Below are 20,684 nucleotides of genomic sequence, written 5' to 3'. Positions count from 1 at the left end.
GCCGGTGTTGCTTCCTGGCCTATCGGGCCTGGCGCCGTTCGCGCACCGCCTGGGCCAAGCCCTGTAGCACCGGCACTGTCTGCGCCATGCTGATGCAGGCGTCGGTCACCGACACGCCCTGCGCCAGGGGCTGGCCAGCGACGATGTCCTGCCGGCCTTCCTGCAGGTGGCTCTCGATCATCAGGCCCACGATGCGGCGGTCGCCGCCGGCCACCTGCCCGGCAACATCGGCCGCCACGTCGATCTGGCGGCTGTGCTGCTTGCTGCTGTTGGCGTGCGAGACGTCGACCATTACCTGCGCGCGCAGCCCCGCCGCCTGCAGCAGCTGGCAGGCGGCGTCCACGGACGGCGCCGCGTAGTTGGGCTGCTTGCCGCCGCGCAGGATCACGTGGCAGTCGTTGTTGCCGCGCGTCTCGAAGATGGCGGACTGGCCCATCTTGGTCATGCCCATGAAGGCATGCGGCGCCTGGGCCGCCAGGATGGCGTCGCTGGCCACCTTCACGCCGCCGTCGGTGCCGTTCTTGAAGCCCACCGGGCACGACAGGCCGCTGGCCAGCTGGCGGTGGCTCTGGCTTTCGGTGGTGCGCGCCCCGATCGCGCCCCAGCTCACCAGGTCGCTGATGAACTGCGGGCTGAGCAGGTCCAGGAATTCGGTGCCCACCGGCAGGCCCAGCGCCAGGATGTCCAGGAGCAGCGCGCGGGCCATCTCCAGCCCCTCGTTGATGGCGAAGCTGCCGTCCAGGTGCGGGTCGTTGATGTAGCCCTTCCAGCCGACGGTGGTGCGGGGCTTCTCGAAATACACGCGCATCACGACCAGCAGGTCCTGCGACAGCGCATCGGCCTGCGTTTTGAGCTGGCGGGCGTATTCCATGGCCTGCCCGTGGTCGTGGATCGAGCAGGGTCCCACCACCACGACGAGCCGGTCGTCCTGGCCGTGCAGCACGCGCGAGATCGCCGCGCGGCTGGTCTCGACCAGCTGCAGCGCGCCGGGCGGCGTGGGCAGCCATTCCTGCAGCAGCGCAGGCGTGATCAGCGGGCGCACGGCCTTGATGCGCGTGTCGTCAATGCGGGTCGTGTCGTGGGTGGAGAGCGGGGTGGCGGTGCGGTGCACGTGGGGGGTGGCTGGGGTCGTCATGGCGGCGATTGTCGCGCGCCGCCCGCCGCTGCCCCTCGGCCCCGCTCAGGGCCGGCGGAAGGCGGTTTTCTGCCGTGACCAGTAGCGCGAATCGAGCCGGTCCATCCGCACCTCGCCGCCGGTGGAGGGCGCGTGCACGAAGCGGCCCTCGCCCACGTAGATGCCCGCATGCGTCGGCCGCCCCGCGCCGAACACCACCAGGTCGCCCGTGCGCAGGTCGCCGCTGTCCACCGGCAGCCCGAAGTCGCTCAGCTGCGCCACGGTGCGCGGCGGGGCGATGCCCGCGCGGCTCTTGTACACATAGCCGATGAGGCCGCTGCAGTCGAATCCGCCTTCGGGCGTGTTGCCGCCATAGCGGTACGGCGTGCCCACCAGCCCCAGCGCATGGATGGCGATGTCGCTCGACTGGTCGGGCGACAGCTGCGAATACGTCACGCTGGTGCGCGGCGAACGCGGCTGTGGCGTGGTGCCGCAGCCGGCCAGCAGCAAGGCGGCGGACAACAGTGCAAGGCAGAGGGAGGCACGCATGCACCGAGGGTAACGGATGTGCTGCGGCACCAGGCGCGCGAGCGTGGATGTCAGCGGGGCGATGCGTCCGCCGGTGCCGCCGGCCCCGCGCCCACCTTGTGCAGCAGGTGTTCCGCCAGCGTTTCGTACAGCGGGCGCACCAGCATGCGCGACACCAGGCTGGCCAGCATGGCCGAGGCCATCAGGCTCAGCACCATGGCATGGCCGTCCACCATCTCCATCACGATGATGAAGGCCGTGAGCGGCGCCTGCGTGACCGCCGCCAGGAAGGCCGCCATGCCCATGGCGATCAGGGCCGGGGCGATGTCCGCGCCGGTCAGCAGCGAGATGTTGTGCCCCACCCCCGCACCGATCGACAGCGCTGGCGCGAAGAAGCCGCCGGGCACGCCGCACCAGGCCGTGAGCCAGGTGGCGATGAATTTCAGCGTGACATAGAACGCCGGGACATCGGCCTGCCCCGCCAGCATGTGCTTGACCGCCTCGGAGCCGGCGCCGAAGGTGGCGCCGCCGGTGGCCAGGCCGATCACCGCCACCGCCAGCCCGCCCGCCGCCGCGAAGCGCACCGGGAACCGGGCGCGCCACTGGTTGAGCCGGCCCGGCGCACCGGTGAGCGAAGCGGTGATGAGCTTGGCGAACAGGCCGCCCAGCACGCCGCACACCAGGGCCACGCCCAGGCCAGGCAGCAGCGCGTCCCAGCCCAGGCGGGGCACGCGGATCACCCCGAAATACGTCAGGTTGCCGAAGAACGACACCCCCATCAGCCCGGCCAGCACGATGGCCGCGATGATCAGCCCGCTGCTGCGCGATTCGAGCTTGCGCGACAGCTCCTCGATCGCGAACACCACGCCCGCCAGCGGCGCATTGAACGCCGCGGCGATGCCGGCTGCCCCGCCCGCCACCAGCAGCGCATGGCTGGTGATGCCCGAACGCGGCCCGAGCCAGCGCTGCGCGTGCTGCATCACGCCCGCCGCGACCTGCACCGACGGGCCCTCGCGGCCCATGGAAAGCCCGGCCAGAAAGCCCGCGCTGCCCAGCAGCACCTTGCCCAGCGACATGCGCAGCGAGACGAAGTAGCCGCGCTGGCCGGGCGGCAGGCCCGGCTCCAGCGCCGCCATCACCTGCGGAATGCCCGAGCCTGCCGCCCCGGGAACGAAGCGGCGCGTGGCCCACACGATGGCCGCCGTGAGCGCCGGGGTCCACAGCAGCACGCCCCAGCCGCCCTGCCAGTGCAGCACCTGCTCGAAGCGTGCGAACGCCCATTCCCCCAGGACCGTGAACGCCACCACGAAGAGCCCGGCCGCCGCGGCGTAGGCCAGCACGATCGCGCGCTCCACCCACCGCCAGCCGTCCGCGAACTCCTGCCGCAGGTTGTGAAGAAAGTCGGGTTCGCGATGCATGGGAAATGGCCAGGGCAGGCGGTGGAACAAGGCGTTTTGATTGTGGCACGGGCTTGCCGCACGGCCAGTCCGCGAACGGGGCGAATCGGGCACAATCGACGGCTCCCCGCGGCCCCTGGCAGGCCGCGCAGGCCGTAGTGCCTTCTCTCCACCATTCTCTACAGGCCCTTACACCATGGCATCCGTCAACAAAGTCATCATCGTGGGCAATCTCGGGCGCGATCCCGAAATGCGCACCTTCCCCAGCGGCGACCAGGTCGCCAACGTCACCATCGCCACCACCGACCGCTGGCGCGACAAGAACACCGGCGAGAACAAGGAAGCCACCGAGTGGCACCGCGTGGTGTTCAACGGCCGCCTGGCCGAAATCGTCGGCCAGTACCTGCGCAAGGGCTCGCAGGTCTATGTGGAAGGCAGCCTGCGCACCCGCAAGTGGACCGACCAGGCCGGCCAGGAAAAATTCACCACCGAAATCCGCGCCGACACCATGCAGATGCTGGGCAGCCGCCAGGGCATGGGCGGCGGCCAGGGCGGCGGTGGCGGCTACGAAGACAGCGGCTATGGCGGCGGTGGCAACGACGGCGGCTACGACAACAGCGCCCCGCCCGCTCCGGCACGCCGCCCGGCACCGGCACCAGTCCAGCGCCCTGCCGCGCCCGCACCCCGCCCGGCACCGGCGCCCGCCGCCCAGGCCCCGCGCGCGGCCTCGGGCTTCGACGACATGGACGACGACATTCCGTTCTGAAGCCGTTGTGCCGTTGTGCCGTCGTGGCCCATGAAAGGCCTGTCTTCGCAAGGAGACAGGCCTTTTTCGCACCTTTATTGCGGGGTGCAGGGCCACCGACGGACTGCTTTTTCAGGCGGCCTCCTTGCCCGCGCCTTCCTTTTCCTCGCCGGCCGGCTCCGTTTTCCACAGGCCCCGCACGTTCATCGCCGCCAGGCAGCACTGCAGCGCCATGAGCGCCCAGGCGCGGGTGTGCCATCCCCAGGCCAGCCACAGCACGTTGCTGCCGAGAAAGATCCAGAACCCGGCATTGCGCCGCGCTGAGTGCGTGGAGGCGACCAGCCAGGCTGCCAGCACCGACGCCGCGAATGCCGGCCACTGCAAGAGGCCGAGCCAGTCGTCCATCGCGGTCAGGCGCCCACGGCCTGCAACAGCTTCTGGTTGAACGCCGGAATGTCGTCAGGCTTGCGACTGCTGACCCATTGCCCCTCGACGTGCACGGTTTCGTCCACCCAGGTGGCGCCGGCGTTGCGCAGGTCGGTGGCCAGGCTGGGCCAGCTGGTCAGGGTCTTGCCGCGCACCAGGCCAGCGTCCACCAGCAGCCAGGCGCCATGGCAGATCACGGCGATGGGCTTGCCGGCCTGGTCGATGGCCTGCACGAAGGCCTGGGCTTTCGCGTCCGTGCGCAGGGTGTCGGCGTTGAGCACGCCGCCGGGCAGCAGCACGGCATCGAACCGGGCGGGATCGGCCTGATCGAGGGTGCCGTCCACCGCGAAGGTGTCGGCCTTTTCGTCGTGGTGGAAGCCCTGCACCTGGCCGGCCTTCGGGGCGATGATCCGGGTGGCGATGCCGGCCTTTTGCAGCGCGTCGCGCGGGCCGGTCAGCTCGACCTGCTCGAAGCCGTCGGTCACGAGGATGGCGACGGTGCGGGCGCTGGCGGCGGGAGAGGATGCGGTCATGGGTGGGGTCCTTTCAAAGGCCACCAATCTAGGGGCCGTGGTGCCCGTGGCGTGTCGGCCAACTGCCATCGCGGCGCAGGACATCGGCCTGCATGGCGGTCGTCAGCCGCGACCGCGCCAGCGCTCGATGCCCTCGAACACCGCCATGCCGGCCAGCAGGGCGGCCACGAACCACACGCCGTCCGGCACCCCCATGCCCAGCAGCACCAGGGCCGGGCCGGGGCAGATGCCGGCCAGCCCCCAGCCGATGCCGAACAACGCGCTGCCGCCCACCAGCCGCGCGTCGATGCCGTGCGCGGCGGGCCACTGCAACGGTGTGCCGCGCAGCGTGGTGCCCCGACGGCGCGCCATCGTGAACGCCACCAGGGCCACGCCCACGGCGCCAGCCATTACCAGGGCGAGCGACGGGTCCCAGGACCCCGCGATGTCCAGGAACCCCAGCACCTTGGCCGGGTCGGCCATGCCGGACACCAGCAGCCCCAGCCCGAAGACCAGGCCCGCGGCAAAGGCGATCAGAACGGTCATGGCGCGTTCCCTCCGTTCAGGCCAGGTGCCGCAGCGCGAAGACGGTGCCCATGCCGGCCGCCATGAAAACCAGCGTGGCCACCAGCGAGCGCACCGACCAGCGCGACAGTCCGCACACGCCGTGGCCGCTGGTGCAGCCCGCCCCGTAGCGCGTGCCCACGCCCACCAGCAGGCCCGCGGCGATGAGCAGGCCCGGGCCGGCGTCGATGCGCACCGCCGGCAGGGGTGCGGCCAGTGCATAGGCCAGTGGCGCCGCGATCAGGCCCGCCACGAAGGCCACGCGCCAGGCCCGGTCACCGCGCCGGGGCCGCAGCAGGCCGCCCACCACGCCGCTGATGCCGGCGATTCGCCCCGCCAGCAGGAAAAAGCCCCCGGCCGCCAGGCCGATGAGCGCGCCGCCCGCCAACGCGGTGCCGGGGGTGAAGGCGTTCCAGTCGATGGCCATGGGGTTCATTCCTTGGGGCAATACAGGCGGTACAGCACCGCCAGGATCTCGAGCAGCGCGGCGTCGGCCACGCGGTAATGGATGTTCTTGCCCTCGCGCCGGGTCTCCACCACGCCCTGGGTGCGCAGCACGCCGAGCTGCTGCGACAGCGTGGGCTGCTGGATGCCCAGACGTGCCTGCAGGTCGCTCACGCACTGCTCGCCCTGCGACAGCTGGCACAGCAGCAGCAGCCGGTCTTCGTTGGCCAGGGCCTTCAGGGCCGAGACGGCTTGGCTGGCCGCCTGGCGCAGGCGCTCGGGGTCGATGGGGGTGGGGTCCATGGGAAGATCGATGCAAAAGCCGTCACAAGGCCACCGAAAGGTCGGCGTTGGATTCAATATATCAAATCACATAATATCTGTGGAAAGATTGTTGTCTGCTGAACCGCCTGAAAGGCCGCCCGCCATGCCCCGCACCACTTCCCTGCAGTCGTTCTTCGATCCCGCCACGGGCACGGTGACCCACCTCGTGTGGGATCTGGCGACGCGGTGCGCGGCCATCATCGATCCGGTGCTCGACTTCGATGCCGCCGCGGGCCGCACCGCCACCCGCTCGGCCGATGGGGTGCTGGCCTGCGTGCGCGAGCGGGGGCTCACGGTGCAGTGGATCCTGGAGACCCATGTGCATGCCGACCACCTGTCGGCCGCGCCATACCTGAAGGCGCAGGCGGGGGGACGCATCGCGGTGGGCGAGCACATCCGCGCGGTGCAGGCCGCTTTCGGCCGGCTCTTTCCCGCCGAAACCGGCGCCGCGGACGGCAGCCCGTTCGACCATCTGGTGCGCGATGGCGAGACGCTGCGGCTGGGCGACACGCCCGTCACGGCCCTGTGGGTGCCGGGGCACACGCCGGCCGACATGGCCTACTTCGTGGACGGCGCGGCCTTCGTGGGCGACACGCTCTTCATGCCCGACGTGGGCACGGCGCGGGCGGACTTTCCCGGGGGCGATGCGGCCACGCTCTACCGTTCCATCCAGCGGCTGCTGGCGCTGCCGGGCGACACGCGCCTGTTCGTATGCCACGACTACCCACCGGCCGGGCGCGCGCCGCAATGGGAGACCACGGTGCAGGCGCAGCGCGAACACAACATCCACGTGGGCGGCGGCGTGGCCGAGGCGGATTTCGTCGCCCTGCGCCGCGCGCGCGACGCCACGCTGGGCGCGCCGGCGCTGCTGCTTCCCTCCCTGCAGGTCAACGTGCGCGCCGGGCAACTGCCGCCCCCCGAGGCGAACGGCATCGCCTACCTGCGCATTCCGCTGAACGCGTTCGGGACGCCGCCGGCCGCCTGAGCCCGGGCGTTGTCGTGCCGTGCGGGATCGCTCCTACCCGGTAACAGGTGCCGGGCCCACTGCCCCGGCGCTGGCACGGGGCGAAGCTGTGGGCATCCGGCGCACCGTTTCACGGACCGCGTCCCCACCGACCGACCCAAGGAGCCCGCCATGCGCACCCCCATCGTTCCCGACACCGCCATCGACCCCACCGACGATCCCACGGCCGAAATGCCGGAAGGCGACGACATCAACGACCACCTGGAAGCCGAGCAGGACGTTTCGGACGGCATCGAGGACATCTCGGTGCAGGCCTTCGACGACCCGCGCAGCGGCGGCCCGCTGAACTTCGACGACGGCACCGACATGGCCCACCCCCGCGGCAAGACCGGCCGCGACGGCGGCACCTGGGAGGCCGAGGGCAGCGACAGCGGCGACCTGGAGCCACCGGCCGAGATGCTCTCCGACCGCAACGGCCCGAGCGACCCGGACGCCAAGCGCACCGGCTGACGCGGCGCGGCAACGCAGCAAAAAACAAAAGGGGCGCCCGTGCGCCCCTTTTGTTTGCTATTGAAAATATAGCGGTATGCCCTAGTGGAACATGCGGTTGCGGCCCAAAAGGCTTCAAGCGCCTGACGTCGAGGCCGCCGCCGGTTCCACGGCCCGTTCAGTGCACCACCATCAGGTGGAAGGGCCACACATACGCCTGCAGCGTCACGTACAGCCCCACCAGGCAGGCCAGCGCGATCGAGTGGAAGAACACGTAGCGCAGGATGTCGCCCTCGTGGTTGAACCAGCGGGTGGCCGTCGATGCCACCACGATCGACTGCGCATCGATCATCTTGCCCATCACCCCGCCCGAGCTGTTGGCCGCGCCCATGAGGTTGGGCGACAGGCCCAACTGCTCGGCGGCGACCTTCTGCATGCCGCCGAACAGCACGTTCGAGGCCGTGTCCGAGCCGGTGAGCGCTACGCCCAGCCAGCCCATCAGCGTGCCGAAGAACGGGTAGAACACGCCCGTGTTGGCGAACGCCAGCCCCAGCGTGGTGTCGGTGCCCGAATAGCGCGTGAGCGTGCCCAGGGCCAGCATGAGCACGATGGTCAGCAGCGAAAAGCGCACCAGCCACACCGTCTTGAAGAACGTGCGCGCGATGGCGACCGGGTTGTATTTCATGAAGAACGCGCTCACCACCGCCGACAGCAGGATGGCGGTGCCGGTGGCCGACAGCAGGTTCAGCGTGTACACCGCGCCCTCCTTGGTGGGCGTGGGCACCACGGGCGGCACCTTCTCGATCAGGTTGTGCAGGCCGGCCATGGGGAAGGCGGGCGCGAACAGGCCGTTGAGCCAGGCCTTGACCGGCGGCAGGCCCCAGATGAACACGAACACCGACAGGATGACCCAGGGCGTCCAGGCGGCCACCAGCGCGGCGCGGCTGTGCGCGGTGACGGGCTGGGGCGGCTTGGCCTCCGAGGCGCTCACGTCGCGCCCGCGCAGCGAGGCCGAGGTCCACACCGTCTTGGGCTTCCACACGCGCAGGAAGGCCACCAGCGAGGCCATGGAGACGATGGCGGCGATGATGTCCACCAGTTCGGGGCCGATGAAGTTGGACACCAGGTACTGGGGCACGGCGAAGGACACCGCCGTCACCAGGATGGCGGGCCAGATCTCCCACATGCCCTTGCGGCCCGCGAAGGCCCAGATCAGCCAGAACGGCACCAGCAGCGAGAAGAACGGCAACTGCCGCCCCACCATCGCCGTCACCTCCATCAGGTCGTAGCCGTGTACCTTGGCCAGCGTGATGACCGGCGTGCCCAGCGCCCCGAACGCCACCGGCGCCGTGTTGGCGATGAGCGACAGGCCCGAGGCGGCCAGCGGCGAGAAGCCCAGCCCGATCAGGATGGCCGCCGTCACCGCCACCGGGGTGCCGAAGCCCGCCGCGCCCTCGAAGAACGCGCCGAAGCTGAAGGCGATCAGCAGCAGCTGGATGCGCCGGTCGCCGGTGATGCCCGAGAGCGAATCCTGCAGCACCTTGAAGCTGCCGTTCTGCTCGGTCAGCTGGTGCAGGAAGATGATGTTCAGCACGATCCAGCCGATGGGCAGCAGGCCGGTGAAGCCGCCATACAGCGCCGCGCGCCCGGCCATGTCGGCCGGCATGCCGTAGGCGAAGATGGCCACCAGCAGCGCCGCGACCAGGCCCAGCCCGGCCGCGATGTGCGCCTTGATGTGAAAGAAGCCCAGCGCGGCGAGCATCACGACCACCGGGATCGCGGCCAGCGCGGTGGAAATGATCATGTTGCCGAACGGGTCGTAGATTTGCTGCCAGGTCATGGATTTGTCTCCGGTGTTCTATCGGTGTGCGGACCGCGGGGCCCCGTGCCGCGGCCCTCTGCCGGGACCTGCGCCGGCCCACTGTAGAAATTTGCGGAGCGCGCGGCGTGAAAAACCTTCGCGGCCCGCGTGAAGGCTTTTCAAACCGTGTCAGTTCCGTGTCAGCCGCTGCGCCCGCAGGGGCTGCGCCTCGCCGTCCCGGAGCGCCCAGCGCCCGTCAGGGGCCGTCGTGCAGCGCCTGGCGCAGCCAGTCCACGAAGGCCGCGCACTCCCAGCGCTCGAGCGCGCCGGCCTTCCAGCACAGGAAATAGTCGTGCGGCGACGGCAGGCTGTCGCGCGACAGGCGCACGAGCTGGCCGCTCTCCAGCCAGGGCTGGCCCGCGCGCAGGCGCAGCAGCGCCACGCCGAAGCCGGCCACCGCCGCGTCCCAGGCCATGCCCAGGTCGTTGAACTGGCTGCCCACCACCGGCTCGGGCTGGGCAATGCCCACGGCCTTGAACCAGGTGCGCCAGGGCTCCAGCGCGCAGCGGATGAAGCGCACGCGCGCCGCCGCCTCTTCCGTCGCCAGGCCGTCCAGCGGACCGGTCTCGGCCAGGTATTCGGGGCTGCACACCGGCGTGATCCGGTCGGCGAAGAGCTGCACCGATTCGCGGTCGGGAAAGTGCCCGGTGCCGAAGCGCACCTCCACGTCGGCCTCCTCGGCCATCACGTGGTGCACCGGCAGCGACACCTGCAGCTGCAGCTCGATGTCCGGGTAGGCGTGGCGGAACTGCGCGATGCGCGGCAGCAGCATCTGGCGCGCGAAGGTCGGCGTCACGCCCAGGCGCAGGCGCGTCGCCTGGCCCACGCCCAGGGTGCCGGGCACGTGCTGCAGCGCGGCGATGGCCTCGCGCACCCGCTCCAGGTAGGCGGCGCCGGCGGGCGTCAGGCTGAAATCGCCGCGCGCGAAGAGCTTGACGGCCAGCAACGTCTCCATCTGGCGGATGCGGTGGCTCACCGCGCTGGGCGTCACGCTCATCTCCTCGGCCGCGTGCGTCACGCTGCGCAGCCGCGCCAGCGCCTCGAACGCCAGCAGGCCCTGGATCGGCGGAATGCGCGGGGGGGCCATGCGTGCGGCGGGCCCGTCAGGCGACGGTGGTGGCCGACGCGATCACGCCGCCCCCGAGGCACACCTCGCCGTCGTACAGCACGGCGGACTGGCCCGGGGTGACGGCCCATTGCGCGTCGGGAAATTCCAGCGCGAAGCCGCCGTCCGCCTGCGGATCGATGCGGCAGGGCGCATCGGCCTGCCGGTAGCGCGTCTTGGCCGCCAGCAGGCCGGCGGCGGGCGGCGCGCCGGCCACCCAGCTCGCATCGCCCGCCTGCAGCGTGTGCGACTGCAGCCAGGGGTGGTCATGGCCCTGCACCACGCGCAGCACGTTCTTGTCCAGGTCCTTGCGCGCGACGAACCAGGGGGCGTGGTCCCCGCTGCCCCGCTGCGCGCCTTTTTCCTTCACCCCGCCGATCCCCAGGCCCTGGCGCTGGCCCAACGTGTAGAAGCTCAGGCCCTGGTGGCGGCCCAGCGTGCGCCCGCGCTCGTCCTGGATCGGCCCCGCCGCATGGGCGATGTAGCGGTTCAGGAACTCGCGGAACGGCCGCTCCCCGATGAAGCAGATGCCGGTGGAGTCCTTCTTCTTGGCATTGGGCAGGCCGATCTCTTCGGCGATGCGGCGCACCTCGGTCTTGTGCAGCTCGCCCACGGGAAACAGCGTCTTCGACAGCTGCGCCTGGTTCAGGCGGTGCAGGAAATAGCTCTGGTCCTTGGACGGGTCCAGGCCCTTGAGCAGTTCGAACAGGCCGCTCGCCGCGTTCTGCCGCACCCGCGCGTAATGGCCGGTCGCGATCTTCTCGGCGCCCAGGCGCATGGCGTGATCCAGGAAGGCCTTGAACTTGATCTCGGCGTTGCACAGCACGTCGGGGTTGGGCGTGCGGCCGGCCTGGTACTCGCGCAGGAACTCGGCGAACACGCGGTCCTTGTACTCGGCGGCGAAGTTCACGTGCTCGATCTCGATGCCGATCACGTCGGCCACGGCGGCCGCATCCACGAAGTCGATGTTGGAGGAGCAGTATTCGCTGTCGTCGTCGTCTTCCCAGTTCTTCATGAAGATGCCGACGACCTCATGGCCCATGGCTTTCAGCAGATGGGCGGTGACCGCGGAATCCACGCCGCCGGACAGGCCGACGACGACGCGGTGCTTGGGGGTTGCTGTCATGGCCGGGATTGTATTTTTTATGCCGCCGCGGCCGGGGGCGTGCCGGCAGAACGCCAGGTGCGCCGCGGGGCATGCGATCCGGTCGGATCTGTTTTGCTATTTAATTGGTAGCAACAAGGGCAATCAATCCGCCCGCATGGAGGCGATACGGGCCGGAACGCGGCGGTGGCGGGCGCCGTGCGGCCCGCCCGGGTCAGCGCGGCTGCAGCACGCTGGCGTCGGTGTGGATCAGCTCCAGCGGGTAGCGCTTGCCGGCCAGGTAATCCTCGATGCACTCCATCACCAGCGGGCTGCGGTGGCGGTCCGCGCAGCAGCGGATCTCATCGAGCGTCATCCACACGGTGCGCACGATGCCGTCGTCCAGCGTGCGCCAGGCATGCACCGGCCCCACCGAGCCGGCGAAGGCAAAGCGCAGGTAGGTGATGTCGTCGCCCGTGCGGGTGCGCGTGAAGCGGTTGAGGTACACGCCCACCAGTGCCGTGGGGGTGAAGTCGCAGGCGGTTTCCTCCAGCACCTCGCGCACGCAGCCGTCAATGGGCGACTCGCCCGGGTCCAGGTGGCCCGCCGGGTTGTTCAACCGCAGCCCGTCGGCCGTGTCTTCTTCCACCAGCAGGAAGCGGCCGTCCTGTTCGATGACGGCGGCCACGGTGACGTTGGGTTTCCAGCGGTTCGGCATGGCGGCCATTATGACGAGAGGGCATGTCAGGCCGTGTAGGGGATGCGCGACACGCGGGCGAGGACGGCGATTCGCCCGGCATCGGTATGGACGGACATCGAAGGGTACGGCCTGCCGATCGCCTGCCGCGCCACCGGTGGCTGACAAGCGGACGCGGCGTTGGCCTCCAAACCTTCTCCTTGGCGTCTGCGCAAGATGGATTGGGTGAGGCTTGCAAAGACATGCCCGCGCACGCGCTCCCGCACCCCGGCGAGTGGCCAGAGGGCTCCCCCGCCCCTTCCCCCATAAAGGATCCCACGATGCAAAACTTCTCCGACCCAGCGCTGACCCGGCGAGACCTGTTCGTCGTGGGGGCCGCCTCGGCTTCTGCGGTGGCCGCCACCGGGGCCGCCGCCCGCACCGCGGCGCCGCTGCCGGCCGAGTCCGGCGCGCTGGCGCCCCAGGGCGAGACGGCCATGCCGGTGCGCATGACCATCAACGGCCAGCAGCACACCCTGTCGCTGGACACCCGCACGACGCTGCTCGACGCCCTGCGCGAGCACCTGCACCTCACCGGCACCAAGAAGGGCTGCGACCACGGGCAGTGCGGTGCCTGCACGGTCATCGTCGATGGCCGCCGCATCAATGCCTGCCTGACCCTGGCGGTGATGCACGAGGGCGCGCAGGTCACCACCATCGAAGGCCTGGGCCAGCCGCAGAAGCTGCACCCGCTGCAGGCCGCGTTCGTCAAGCACGACGGCTACCAGTGCGGCTACTGCACGCCGGGCCAGATCTGCTCGGCCGTGGGGGTGCTGCAGGAAATCAAGGCCGGCATTCCCAGCCATGTGAGCGGCGACCTCACGGCGCAACCCCTGCTCTCGGCCGACGAGATCCGCGAGCGCATGAGCGGCAACCTCTGCCGATGCGGGGCCTATTCCAACATCCTGGATGCGATCACCGAAGTGGCCACCACGAACGGGAGTGCTGCATGAAGCCATTCACCTACGAACGCGCGGCCTCGGTGCAGGCCGCCGCAGCCGCCGCCGCAGGCAACCCGCAGGCCCGGTTCATCGCCGGCGGCACGAACCTGCTGGACCTGATGAAGCTGCAGATCGAGGCGCCCACGCACCTCATCGACATCAACGGCCTGGGCCTGGACCGCATCGAGCCCGTGCCGGAGGGCGGCCTGCGGATCGGTGCGCTGGTGCGCAACACCGACCTGGCGGCGCATGCCGGCGTGCGGCGCGACTACGGCCTGCTGTCGCGCGCCCTGCTGGCCGGTGCGTCGGGCCAGTTGCGCAACAAGGCGACCACCGCCGGCAACCTGCTGCAGCGCACGCGCTGCCCCTACTTCTACGACACCAACATGCCGTGCAACAAGCGCCAGCCGGGCGCGGGCTGCGCGGCCATCGGCGGCGTCACGCGCCAGCATGCGGTGGTGGGCGCGAGCGAGGCCTGCATCGCCACGCACCCGAGCGACATGGCCGTCGCCATGCGGGCGCTGGATGCGGTGGTCGAGACGGTGCGGGCGGACGGCCAGCCACGCCGCATTCCCATTGCCGACTTCCAACGGCTGCCGGGCAACACCCCGCACATCGAGACCGCGCTCGACGCCGGCGAATTCATCACCGCCGTGACGCTGCCCGCGCCCGCGGGCGGCACCCACATCTACCGCAAGGTGCGCGACCGCTCCTCGTACGCCTTCGCGCTCATTTCCGTGGCGGCCGTGCTGCAAAAGGACGGCACGGGCCGCGTCGCCCTGGGCGGCGTGGCGCACAAGCCCTGGCGCATGGCGTCGGCGGACGCGGCCCTGCCGCAAGGCGCGAAGGCCGCCACGGCGCAGTTGCTGGGCGCGGCGCGCCCCACCCACGAAAACGCATTCAAGGTGGCCCTGGTCGAGCGCACGCTCGCCGGCGTGCTGGCCGAGGCGAAAGGCCAATCATGAAATTCAACACCCCGGCTTCGCACAATGCCATCGACCAGCTCAAGGTGGTCGGCCAGCCGCTGGACCGCATCGACGGCCCGCTCAAGACCAGCGGACAGGCGCGCTATGCCTACGAGCAGCACGACGTCGTGGCGCGCCAGGCGTACGGCTGCATCGTGGGATCGTCCATCGCCAAGGGGCGGATCGCCTCAATGGACCTGACCGCCGCGCGTGCCGCGCCGGGCGTGCTGGCCATCGTCAATGCCCAGAACGCCGGCAAGCTCGGCAAGGGCAAGATGAACGTCGCCCGCCTGCTGGGCGGCAGCGGCATCGAGCACTACCACCAGGCCGTCGCGCTGGTCGTGGCCGAAACCTTCGAGCAGGCCCGCGCCGCGGCGCATCTGCTGAAGATCGATTACGTCAGCACGCCTGGCGCGTTCGACCTGGCGGCCGAGCGTGGTTCCGCCACCGTGCCCAAGTCCTCCAAGCCCGAGAGCGCGTTCGGTAACTTCGCCGGCCGCTATCCCGAGGCCCCGGTGCGGCTGGATGTCACCTACACCACGCCCGACCACACCCACGCGATGATGGAGCCCTTCGCCTCGCTGGCGGCCTGGGAGGGCGACCACCTCACGGTGTGGCTGTCCAACCAGATGATCGCCTGGACCGCGGGCGACCTGGCCAAGACCCTGGGCCTGGCGCCGGACAAGGTGCGGCTGGTGTCGCCCTACATCGGCGGCGGCTTCGGCGGCAAGCTCTTCCTGCGGGCCGACACCGTGCTGGCCGCGCTGGGCGCGCGCGCGGCAGGCCGGCCGGTCAAGGTGGCGATGCAGCGCCCGCTCATGGCCAACAACGGCACGCACCGGCCTGCGACCATCCAGCGCATCCGCATCGGTGCGGGCCAGGACGGGCGGATCACCGCCATCGGCCATGAAAGCTGGTCCGGCAACCTGCCCGGCGGCGACCCCGAGGACGCCATCGCGCAGACACGGCTTCTGTATGCCGGTGCCCACCGCTACACGGCGCTGCGCATCTCGCAGCTGGACCTGCCCGAAGGCAATGCCATGCGCGCGCCCGGCGAGGCGCCCGGGCTGATGGCGCTGGAGATCGCCATGGACGAAATGGCCGAGCGGCTGGGCATCGACCCCATCAAATTCCGCGTCCTTAACGATACCCAGACCGATCCTGAAAAGCCGGGCCGCAAGTTCTCGCAGCGCCAGCTGGTCGAGTGCCTGCGCCTGGGCGCGGAGCGCTTCGGCTGGAGCCAGCGCAGCGCGGCACCAGGCCAGCGGCGCGAGGGCCGGTGGCTGGTCGGCATGGGCGTGGCCGCGGGCTTTCGCAACAACCTGCTGATGAAGTCGGCCGCGCGCGTGCGCCTGGACCGCAAGGGGCGCGTGACCGTGGAGAGCGACATGACCGACATCGGCACCGGCAGCTACACCATCATGGGCCAGACGGCCGCCGAGGTGATGGGCGTCGCGCTCCAGCAGGTGGACGTGCGCCTGGGCGATTCCGCCTTTCCGGCCTCGGCCGGCTCGGGCGGCCAGTGGGGCGCCAACAACGCGACAGCCGGCGTGTACGCGGCCTGCATGAAGCTGCGCGAGACGATCGCGCGCAAGCTCGGCGTGGCGCCGGCCGATGCCGTGTTCGCCGATGGCATGGTGCGCGCGGCGGGGCGTTCGGTGCCCCTGGGCGAGGCGGCGGGCGAGGCCGGCCTGGTGGCCGAGGACGCCATCGAATACGGCGACCTCGACAAGCAGTACCAGCAGTCCACCTTCGCCGGGCATTTCGTCGAGGTGGGCGTGGCGGTGGACACGGGCGAAGTGCGGGTGCGCCGCATGCTGGCCGTGTGCGCGGCGGGCCGCATCCTCAACCCCAAGACCGCCCGCAGCCAGGTCATCGGCGCGATGACCATGGGCGTGGGTTCGGCGCTCATGGAAGAGCTGGCCGTGGACAAGCGCCGGGGCTTCTTCGTCAACCACGACCTGGCCGGCTACGAGGTGCCGGTGCATGCCGACATCCCGCACCAGGAGGTCATCTTCCTGCCGGAGACCGACCCCATCTCCTCGCCCATGAAAGCCAAGGGCGTGGGCGAGCTGGGCCTGTGCGGCGTCGGCGCCGCCGTGGCCAACGCGGTCTACAACGCCACGGGTGCGCGGGTGCGCGACTACCCCATCACCCTGGACAAGCTGCTGCCGCACCTGCCGGCCCAGGCCTGACGCCGGAGGGAACGCGCCGTGGACAACCTCGATTTCCGGGTGCTGCACACCCTGCTCGACTGGCGCCGCGCGGGGGGGCACGGCTGGCTCGTCACCGTGGTGCGGACGTGGGGCTCGTCGCCCCGGCCCGTGGGCTCCATCCTTGCGCTGTCGGACCGCGGCGCGGTCGTGGGCTCCGTCAGTGGCGGCTGCATCGAGGACGACCTGATCGCCCGGTGCTGCACGCCCGGCCGGGACGATGCCCTGCCCCGGGACCCGGCGAAGCCGGTGCTCCTGAAGTACGGCGTGTCCGCCGATGAGGCCCACCGGTTCGGACTGCCCTGCGGCGGCACGCTGGAGCTGCTGGTGGAGCGCGATCCGGCGCTCGACTCGCTGCAGGCCCTGGTCGAGTCGCTGGCCGAGGGCTGCCTGGTGCGCCGCAGCGTGCGGCTCTCCGATGGGGCGGTCACCCTGTCCGAGGCCCGCGGCGCGCAGGCCTTCCATGCGGATGCGCAAACGGTGGCCAGCACCTTCGGCCCGCAGTACCGCATGCTGCTGATCGGCGCGGGGCAACTGGCCGAATACCTGGCCACCATGGCCGGCTTCAACGGCTTCGCGGTGACGGTGTGCGACCCGCGGGTGGAGTACCGCGGCGCGTGGTCGGTGCCCGGCACCGCGCTGGCCGATGGCATGCCCGACGACGTGGTGCTGGCCTTCCGCCCCGATCGGCGCAGCGCCGTGATCGCGCTGACGCACGACCCCAAGCTGGACGATCTCGCCCTGCTGGAGGCGCTGAAGACCGATGCGTTCTATGTCGGCGCCATCGGCAGCCGGCGCAACAACGCAGCGCGGCGCCAGCGGCTGGCCGAGCACTTCGACCTGGATGCACCGGCGCTGGCGCGGTTGAAGGGGCCCATCGGTCTGTTCATCGGCAGCAAGACGCCGGCGGAGATCGCCGTGAGCGTCATGGCCGAGGTGTTGAGTGTCCGCAACGGGGTGGCGATCCCGCCGCAGATGCAGGTGGCGCCGGCCAAGACCTTGCTCGCAGGGTGAGGCGGCGGCCGCCCGCGAGCGCCGCCGTGTCCCACCGTGCGCGGGCTCACTGGCCGTCCGCTGCCTGCTGTTTGCGGACTTCCGCCGGGAATGCCTCGCTCTGGCGAAGGCGCAGGTACTCCTGCTGGGCCGCATCGTAGGCCTGTGTCTCCAGGCCGTACGAACGCGACAGCCCTTCGTACCGGTCGGCGCCCGCTCGGCGCCACAGGGCGAGGTCGGCGATCACCTCGGCACGGGACAGCGTGGGCTGTTGCTGCTGCGTCGCGGTGCGCTCCTGTGCATGGGCGGGCATCGCGAAGGCGCTCGCCAGCGCCAGTGCCGCGGCCACTGTGGCCCGAAGGCGTACCGGGGCGGCGGGCGAAGCAGGCAATGGGGCCTTGATCGACGGCGAGGAATTCAGGGTGAAATAAGGCATTGGGATGGTTTCCATGGGTGGACTGGCAGAGGTCCGCATGTTAGTATCGATTTAATAGTTAGTCAATACCGAAACGATATGAACGCTGAAAAATCGGGCGACAGCCCCTGCCCCATCGCGCGCAGCCTGCAGGTTCTGGGCGATGCCTGGACCATGCTGATCCTTCGGGATGCGCATGCCGGCCTCACGCGCTTCGATCAGTTCAAGAAGAGCCTCGGGATCGCGCCCACCATGCTGACCAAGCGGCTGGCCGCCATGACCGAGGAAAAGCTGCTCGAAAAGCGCCAGTACTCCGAACGTCCGCCGCGCGAGGAATACGTCCTGACCCAGGCGGGGCGCGACTACCTGCCGGTGCTTTTCATGATCGGCGCGTGGGGGCGAAAGCACCGGGGCACCGGCCCGCTGGTGCGCTTTCAGGACGCCGAACAGGGGACCGACATCCAGCCCATCGCGATCGATGCGGTGACAGGCGCGGAGATCGGAACGCGCGCCATCAAGCTGGTGAATCCGGAGTGACGGTGGCTGCGCGCTGCAGCGGCTCACACCCCTGACAGCTGGCACGCCACACCCAGCAGTCCGCAGAGCGCCAGCACCGGAATCACACCCCATCGGAGCCGGAACAGGGCCGCCGCGGCCAGCACGCCGATGGCGGCCGAGGCGGCGTCGAAGCGGCCTCCCAGGCCCTGCGGCCACAGCACGTGATAGGCGAAGAACACCGCCAGGTTGGCGATCACGCCGACCACGGCGGCGGTGATGCCGGTCAGCGGCGCGGTGAACTTCAGGTTGCCGTGGGTGGACTCGATGAACGGACCGCCCAGCAGGATGAAGACGAACGAGGGCAGGAAGGTGAAGAACGTCACCGCGGTGGCGGCCACGGCGCCTGCCAGGAACAGCGATCCGGGCCCGAAGAGGGCATGGGTCCATCCCCCGACGAAGGCCACGAACGACACCACCATGATGAGCGGGCCGGGCGTGGTCTCGCCCAGCGCCAGGCCGTCGATCATCTGCGTGGCGCTCAGCCAATGGTGGTGGTCGACCGCGCCCTGATAGACGTAGGGGAGCACGGCGTAGGCGCCGCCGAAGGTCATCAGCGCGGCCTTGGTGAAGAACCACCCCATCTGGGTCAGCACCCCATGCCATCCGAACAGCGCCCAGAGCCCTCCCAGCGCCAGCAGCCACAACCCCCCGCCCACCAGCAGCACCTTGGCAAACCGCGTCCACGAAAACAAGGCGTGGGGCGGGGCGGGCGTGTCGTCGTCGATCAGCGCCCGCCCGGCCGATGCCGTTGCCGCGCCATGGGCGCCACCGGCGGAAAAAGCCTGCGGCGACACCCGGCCGCCCACATGGCCGGCAAACGCCGCGAGCAGCACGATCGCGGGAAACGGCACCTGCAGCGCGAAGATGGCTACAAACGCGGCCACCGCGATGCCCCACAGCCAGCGGTTCTTCAGCGTTCTGCCTCCGATCCGCCAGGCCGCCTGCACCACCAGCGCCGTGACGGCCGGCTTGATGCCGTAGAACACCCCGGCGATCACCGGCATGTCCCCATGGGCCATGTAGAGCCAGGACAGCCCGATGAGGAGGCCCAGCGACGGCAGCACGAACAGCGTGCCGGCGAGGATGCCGCCCCAGGTCCGGTGCAGCAGCCAGCCGAGGTAGGTGGCCAGCTGCTGGGCCTCGGGCCCGGGCAGCAGCATGCAGTAGTTCAGGGCGTGGAGAAAGCGCTTTTCCGAGATCCACCGGCGGCGCTCCACCAGTTCCGCATGCATGAGGGCGATCTGCCCGGCCGGGCCGCCGAAGCTGATGAAGCCGAGCTTCAGCCAGAAAAGCAGGGCCACGGAGAGTGGCAGCGGGTGGGGGCGTGCCGATGCGGCGTCGTCGGGCAAGGCGGTGTCCATGATCGATTCCATGAGAGCTGCCAGCACTTGGACGGGACACCGTCTACCCGGGGCGGGACGGGAGGCTGTGTTCCCGGTGCGCGGATCATAGGGCCGCCGCCGTGGCCGTGGAAGGGCCCGGACGGATCACGGCGCGCGCATGAGCCCGCCGTCCACCCGCAGGCTCTGCCCCGTGATGTAGGCCGCCCCGTCGGAGGCCAGGAAGGCGACCGTGGCGGCGACTTCCTCCACGGTGCCGTAGCGCTGCAGCGGCACGGCGGTGCGCCGCTCTTCCCACACGGGCAGGCTGTCGATCCAGCCGGGCAGCACGTTGTTCATCCGCACGTTGTCGGCTGAGAAGCTGTCGACGAAGATGCGCGTGAACGAGGCCAGCCCGGCGCGCATGACGGACGACGCCGGGAACAGCGCGCTGGGCTCCAGTGCCCAGGCCGAGGAGATGTTGACGATTGCCCCGCCGCCCTGCCTTTGCATGAGGGGCGCCACCAGGCGGGTGGGCCGGATCACGTTCAACAGGTAGGTGTTCATGCCCTCGAGCCACTGTTCGTCGGACAGGTCCAGCAATGGCGCCCGAGGCCCATGGCCGGCGCTGTTGACCAGCACGTCGATGCGGCCCCAGCGCCCGTGGGCCAGGTCCACCAGCCGCCCGATGTCCTCCACCGACTGGTTGGAGCCGGTGACCCCCACACCCCCCAGCGCCTCGGCGAGCGCCTGCCCTTTCCCGGAGGAGGAAAGGATGCCGATGCGAAAGCCATCGGCGGCCAGCCGGTGTGCGGCCGCCGCCCCCATGCCACTGCCGCCGGCGGTGATGAGCGCCACTTTTTCTACTGCCATTTGTCGGTCCTTGCGTGCCGCCAGTGGCACCTGGAGATTGTTCGACAGCGCAGGCGTTTCAGGGGGCTGACTTGCTGCAGATCGCCTGCCTCGAATCAGTAGAAAATCTGCACC

General features: G+C 70.3%; 23 protein-coding genes. 8 read left to right on the top strand and 15 right to left on the bottom strand.

What is annotated here, in order from left to right; all coding sequences use genetic code 11:
* Nucleotides 1-19 precede the first annotated feature (19 nt).
* From R1Z03_RS03230 to R1Z03_RS03220, 3 genes are read right to left on the bottom strand one after another with little or no spacing between them, the layout of a single operon-like run.
* Nucleotides 20-1,135 (bottom strand): 3-deoxy-7-phosphoheptulonate synthase, encoded by a 1,116-nt coding sequence (locus tag R1Z03_RS03230; RefSeq protein WP_317356836.1) that lies wholly within the window; start codon nucleotides 1,133-1,135, stop codon nucleotides 20-22.
* Nucleotides 1,136-1,180: 45 nt separating this feature from the next.
* Nucleotides 1,181-1,663: a C40 family peptidase gene (locus tag R1Z03_RS03225; RefSeq protein ID WP_284397350.1), complete on the bottom strand. Its 483-nt coding sequence runs from the start codon at nucleotides 1,661-1,663 to the stop codon at nucleotides 1,181-1,183.
* A gap of 50 nt (nucleotides 1,664-1,713) precedes the next feature.
* Nucleotides 1,714-3,060 (bottom strand): chloride channel protein, encoded by a 1,347-nt coding sequence (locus R1Z03_RS03220; RefSeq protein ID WP_284430506.1) that lies wholly within the window; start codon nucleotides 3,058-3,060, stop codon nucleotides 1,714-1,716.
* 175 nt (nucleotides 3,061-3,235) lie between these two features.
* On the opposite strand from R1Z03_RS03220, the gene ssb reads away from it, so the two are divergent.
* Nucleotides 3,236-3,805 carry a single-stranded DNA-binding protein gene (gene ssb / locus R1Z03_RS03215; RefSeq protein ID WP_272566325.1) on the top strand — a complete coding sequence of 190 codons (570 nt, stop codon included), beginning with the start codon at nucleotides 3,236-3,238 and terminating at the stop codon, nucleotides 3,803-3,805.
* Nucleotides 3,806-3,916: 111 nt separating this feature from the next.
* On the opposite strand, the gene R1Z03_RS03210 is transcribed toward ssb, so the two are convergent.
* From R1Z03_RS03210 to R1Z03_RS03190, 5 genes are all read right to left on the bottom strand, one after another.
* On the bottom strand, nucleotides 3,917-4,189 hold the full coding sequence (locus R1Z03_RS03210; RefSeq protein ID WP_317356828.1) for a hypothetical protein: 273 nt from the start codon (nucleotides 4,187-4,189) through the stop codon (nucleotides 3,917-3,919).
* Nucleotides 4,190-4,194: 5 nt separating this feature from the next.
* Nucleotides 4,195-4,743 carry a type 1 glutamine amidotransferase domain-containing protein gene (locus tag R1Z03_RS03205; protein WP_284427864.1) on the bottom strand — a complete coding sequence of 183 codons (549 nt, stop codon included), beginning with the start codon at nucleotides 4,741-4,743 and terminating at the stop codon, nucleotides 4,195-4,197.
* Between the two features lie 102 nt (nucleotides 4,744-4,845).
* Nucleotides 4,846-5,268, bottom strand: coding sequence for a DUF6691 family protein (locus R1Z03_RS03200; RefSeq protein WP_284430508.1), 423 nt, complete (start codon nucleotides 5,266-5,268; stop codon nucleotides 4,846-4,848).
* A 16-nt stretch (nucleotides 5,269-5,284) separates the two neighbouring features.
* Nucleotides 5,285-5,713 (bottom strand): YeeE/YedE family protein, encoded by a 429-nt coding sequence (locus tag R1Z03_RS03195; protein WP_317356825.1) that lies wholly within the window; start codon nucleotides 5,711-5,713, stop codon nucleotides 5,285-5,287.
* A 5-nt stretch (nucleotides 5,714-5,718) separates the two neighbouring features.
* Nucleotides 5,719-6,033: a helix-turn-helix transcriptional regulator gene (locus R1Z03_RS03190; RefSeq protein ID WP_284397363.1), complete on the bottom strand. Its 315-nt coding sequence runs from the start codon at nucleotides 6,031-6,033 to the stop codon at nucleotides 5,719-5,721.
* A gap of 124 nt (nucleotides 6,034-6,157) precedes the next feature.
* Between R1Z03_RS03190 and R1Z03_RS03185 the strand changes: the two genes are divergently transcribed.
* Nucleotides 6,158-7,039 (top strand): MBL fold metallo-hydrolase, encoded by an 882-nt coding sequence (locus tag R1Z03_RS03185; RefSeq protein ID WP_317356823.1) that lies wholly within the window; start codon nucleotides 6,158-6,160, stop codon nucleotides 7,037-7,039.
* Nucleotides 7,040-7,189: 150 nt separating this feature from the next.
* Nucleotides 7,190-7,528 (top strand): serine/threonine protein kinase, encoded by a 339-nt coding sequence (locus R1Z03_RS03180; RefSeq protein ID WP_284397368.1) that lies wholly within the window; start codon nucleotides 7,190-7,192, stop codon nucleotides 7,526-7,528.
* A 157-nt stretch (nucleotides 7,529-7,685) separates the two neighbouring features.
* Here R1Z03_RS03180 and R1Z03_RS03175 read toward each other — a convergent pair whose 3' ends face one another.
* The 4 genes from R1Z03_RS03175 to R1Z03_RS03160 form a co-directional block, all read right to left on the bottom strand.
* Entirely contained in the window at nucleotides 7,686-9,347 is a 1,662-nt protein-coding gene (locus tag R1Z03_RS03175; RefSeq protein WP_272566317.1) for an L-lactate permease, read from the bottom strand.
* A 217-nt stretch (nucleotides 9,348-9,564) separates the two neighbouring features.
* On the bottom strand, nucleotides 9,565-10,455 hold the full coding sequence (locus R1Z03_RS03170) for a LysR substrate-binding domain-containing protein (RefSeq protein ID WP_317356818.1): 891 nt from the start codon (nucleotides 10,453-10,455) through the stop codon (nucleotides 9,565-9,567).
* A 16-nt stretch (nucleotides 10,456-10,471) separates the two neighbouring features.
* Complete coding sequence (gene mnmA / locus R1Z03_RS03165) at nucleotides 10,472-11,599, bottom strand: tRNA 2-thiouridine(34) synthase MnmA (protein ID WP_317356816.1); 1,128 nt, start codon at nucleotides 11,597-11,599, stop codon at nucleotides 10,472-10,474.
* Between the two features lie 193 nt (nucleotides 11,600-11,792).
* Complete coding sequence (locus tag R1Z03_RS03160; protein WP_272566313.1) at nucleotides 11,793-12,275, bottom strand: NUDIX hydrolase; 483 nt, start codon at nucleotides 12,273-12,275, stop codon at nucleotides 11,793-11,795.
* A gap of 299 nt (nucleotides 12,276-12,574) precedes the next feature.
* On the opposite strand from R1Z03_RS03160, the gene paoA reads away from it, so the two are divergent.
* Genes paoA through R1Z03_RS03140 form a run of 4 tightly spaced genes read left to right on the top strand, consistent with a single transcriptional unit; the run spans nucleotide 12,575 to nucleotide 17,426 of the window.
* The gene (gene paoA, locus R1Z03_RS03155; protein WP_317356811.1) at nucleotides 12,575-13,246 is read left to right on the top strand and encodes an aldehyde dehydrogenase iron-sulfur subunit PaoA; all 672 of its coding nucleotides are present in this window, start codon (nucleotides 12,575-12,577) and stop codon (nucleotides 13,244-13,246) included.
* Entirely contained in the window at nucleotides 13,243-14,199 is a 957-nt protein-coding gene (locus tag R1Z03_RS03150; protein WP_317356809.1) for a xanthine dehydrogenase family protein subunit M, read from the top strand. Before paoA ends, R1Z03_RS03150 begins: the two co-directional genes overlap by 4 nt.
* Nucleotides 14,196-16,394: an aldehyde oxidoreductase molybdenum-binding subunit PaoC gene (gene paoC, locus R1Z03_RS03145; protein ID WP_317356807.1), complete on the top strand. Its 2,199-nt coding sequence runs from the start codon at nucleotides 14,196-14,198 to the stop codon at nucleotides 16,392-16,394. The genes R1Z03_RS03150 and paoC overlap by 4 nt, the downstream gene beginning before the upstream one ends.
* 18 nt (nucleotides 16,395-16,412) lie before the next feature.
* Complete coding sequence (locus R1Z03_RS03140) at nucleotides 16,413-17,426, top strand: XdhC family protein (RefSeq protein ID WP_317356805.1); 1,014 nt, start codon at nucleotides 16,413-16,415, stop codon at nucleotides 17,424-17,426.
* A gap of 46 nt (nucleotides 17,427-17,472) precedes the next feature.
* Here R1Z03_RS03140 and R1Z03_RS03135 read toward each other — a convergent pair whose 3' ends face one another.
* Complete coding sequence (locus R1Z03_RS03135; protein ID WP_317356803.1) at nucleotides 17,473-17,856, bottom strand: DUF4148 domain-containing protein; 384 nt, start codon at nucleotides 17,854-17,856, stop codon at nucleotides 17,473-17,475.
* A 63-nt stretch (nucleotides 17,857-17,919) separates the two neighbouring features.
* On the opposite strand from R1Z03_RS03135, the gene R1Z03_RS03130 reads away from it, so the two are divergent.
* On the top strand, nucleotides 17,920-18,357 hold the full coding sequence (locus R1Z03_RS03130) for a helix-turn-helix domain-containing protein (RefSeq protein ID WP_317356801.1): 438 nt from the start codon (nucleotides 17,920-17,922) through the stop codon (nucleotides 18,355-18,357).
* Between the two features lie 23 nt (nucleotides 18,358-18,380).
* On the opposite strand, the gene chrA is transcribed toward R1Z03_RS03130, so the two are convergent.
* Together chrA and R1Z03_RS03120 are read right to left on the bottom strand one after the other, a co-directional pair.
* Entirely contained in the window at nucleotides 18,381-19,739 is a 1,359-nt protein-coding gene (gene chrA / locus R1Z03_RS03125; RefSeq protein ID WP_317356799.1) for a chromate efflux transporter, read from the bottom strand.
* Nucleotides 19,740-19,865: 126 nt separating this feature from the next.
* The gene (locus R1Z03_RS03120) at nucleotides 19,866-20,570 is read right to left on the bottom strand and encodes an SDR family oxidoreductase (RefSeq protein ID WP_317356797.1); all 705 of its coding nucleotides are present in this window, start codon (nucleotides 20,568-20,570) and stop codon (nucleotides 19,866-19,868) included.
* Nucleotides 20,571-20,684 lie beyond the last annotated feature (114 nt).

The sequence above is a fragment of the Acidovorax sp. BLS4 genome (genome assembly GCF_032929295.1).
In the GTDB taxonomy this organism is placed as follows: domain Bacteria; phylum Pseudomonadota; class Gammaproteobacteria; order Burkholderiales; family Burkholderiaceae_C; genus Paracidovorax.
The sequence above is the reverse complement of the archived record's forward strand: the minus strand, read 5'-3'. Positions and strand labels throughout refer to the sequence as shown.

Coding starts and splice junctions, on each gene's coding strand:
- R1Z03_RS03230 (WP_317356836.1), bottom strand. CDS start 1,135: ATGACGACCCCAGCCACCCCCCACGTGCACCGCACCGCCACCCCGCTC.
- R1Z03_RS03225 (WP_284397350.1), bottom strand. CDS start 1,663: ATGCGTGCCTCCCTCTGCCTTGCACTGTTGTCCGCCGCCTTGCTGCTG.
- R1Z03_RS03220 (WP_284430506.1), bottom strand. CDS start 3,060: ATGCATCGCGAACCCGACTTTCTTCACAACCTGCGGCAGGAGTTCGCG.
- ssb (WP_272566325.1), top strand. CDS start 3,236: ATGGCATCCGTCAACAAAGTCATCATCGTGGGCAATCTCGGGCGCGAT.
- R1Z03_RS03210 (WP_317356828.1), bottom strand. CDS start 4,189: ATGGACGACTGGCTCGGCCTCTTGCAGTGGCCGGCATTCGCGGCGTCG.
- R1Z03_RS03205 (WP_284427864.1), bottom strand. CDS start 4,743: ATGACCGCATCCTCTCCCGCCGCCAGCGCCCGCACCGTCGCCATCCTC.
- R1Z03_RS03200 (WP_284430508.1), bottom strand. CDS start 5,268: ATGACCGTTCTGATCGCCTTTGCCGCGGGCCTGGTCTTCGGGCTGGGG.
- R1Z03_RS03195 (WP_317356825.1), bottom strand. CDS start 5,713: ATGGCCATCGACTGGAACGCCTTCACCCCCGGCACCGCGTTGGCGGGC.
- R1Z03_RS03190 (WP_284397363.1), bottom strand. CDS start 6,033: ATGGACCCCACCCCCATCGACCCCGAGCGCCTGCGCCAGGCGGCCAGC.
- R1Z03_RS03185 (WP_317356823.1), top strand. CDS start 6,158: ATGCCCCGCACCACTTCCCTGCAGTCGTTCTTCGATCCCGCCACGGGC.
- R1Z03_RS03180 (WP_284397368.1), top strand. CDS start 7,190: ATGCGCACCCCCATCGTTCCCGACACCGCCATCGACCCCACCGACGAT.
- R1Z03_RS03175 (WP_272566317.1), bottom strand. CDS start 9,347: ATGACCTGGCAGCAAATCTACGACCCGTTCGGCAACATGATCATTTCC.
- R1Z03_RS03170 (WP_317356818.1), bottom strand. CDS start 10,455: ATGGCCCCCCCGCGCATTCCGCCGATCCAGGGCCTGCTGGCGTTCGAG.
- mnmA (WP_317356816.1), bottom strand. CDS start 11,599: ATGACAGCAACCCCCAAGCACCGCGTCGTCGTCGGCCTGTCCGGCGGC.
- R1Z03_RS03160 (WP_272566313.1), bottom strand. CDS start 12,275: ATGCCGAACCGCTGGAAACCCAACGTCACCGTGGCCGCCGTCATCGAA.
- paoA (WP_317356811.1), top strand. CDS start 12,575: ATGCAAAACTTCTCCGACCCAGCGCTGACCCGGCGAGACCTGTTCGTC.
- R1Z03_RS03150 (WP_317356809.1), top strand. CDS start 13,243: ATGAAGCCATTCACCTACGAACGCGCGGCCTCGGTGCAGGCCGCCGCA.
- paoC (WP_317356807.1), top strand. CDS start 14,196: ATGAAATTCAACACCCCGGCTTCGCACAATGCCATCGACCAGCTCAAG.
- R1Z03_RS03135 (WP_317356803.1), bottom strand. CDS start 17,856: ATGGAAACCATCCCAATGCCTTATTTCACCCTGAATTCCTCGCCGTCG.
- R1Z03_RS03130 (WP_317356801.1), top strand. CDS start 17,920: ATGAACGCTGAAAAATCGGGCGACAGCCCCTGCCCCATCGCGCGCAGC.
- chrA (WP_317356799.1), bottom strand. CDS start 19,739: ATGGACACCGCCTTGCCCGACGACGCCGCATCGGCACGCCCCCACCCG.
- R1Z03_RS03120 (WP_317356797.1), bottom strand. CDS start 20,570: ATGGCAGTAGAAAAAGTGGCGCTCATCACCGCCGGCGGCAGTGGCATG.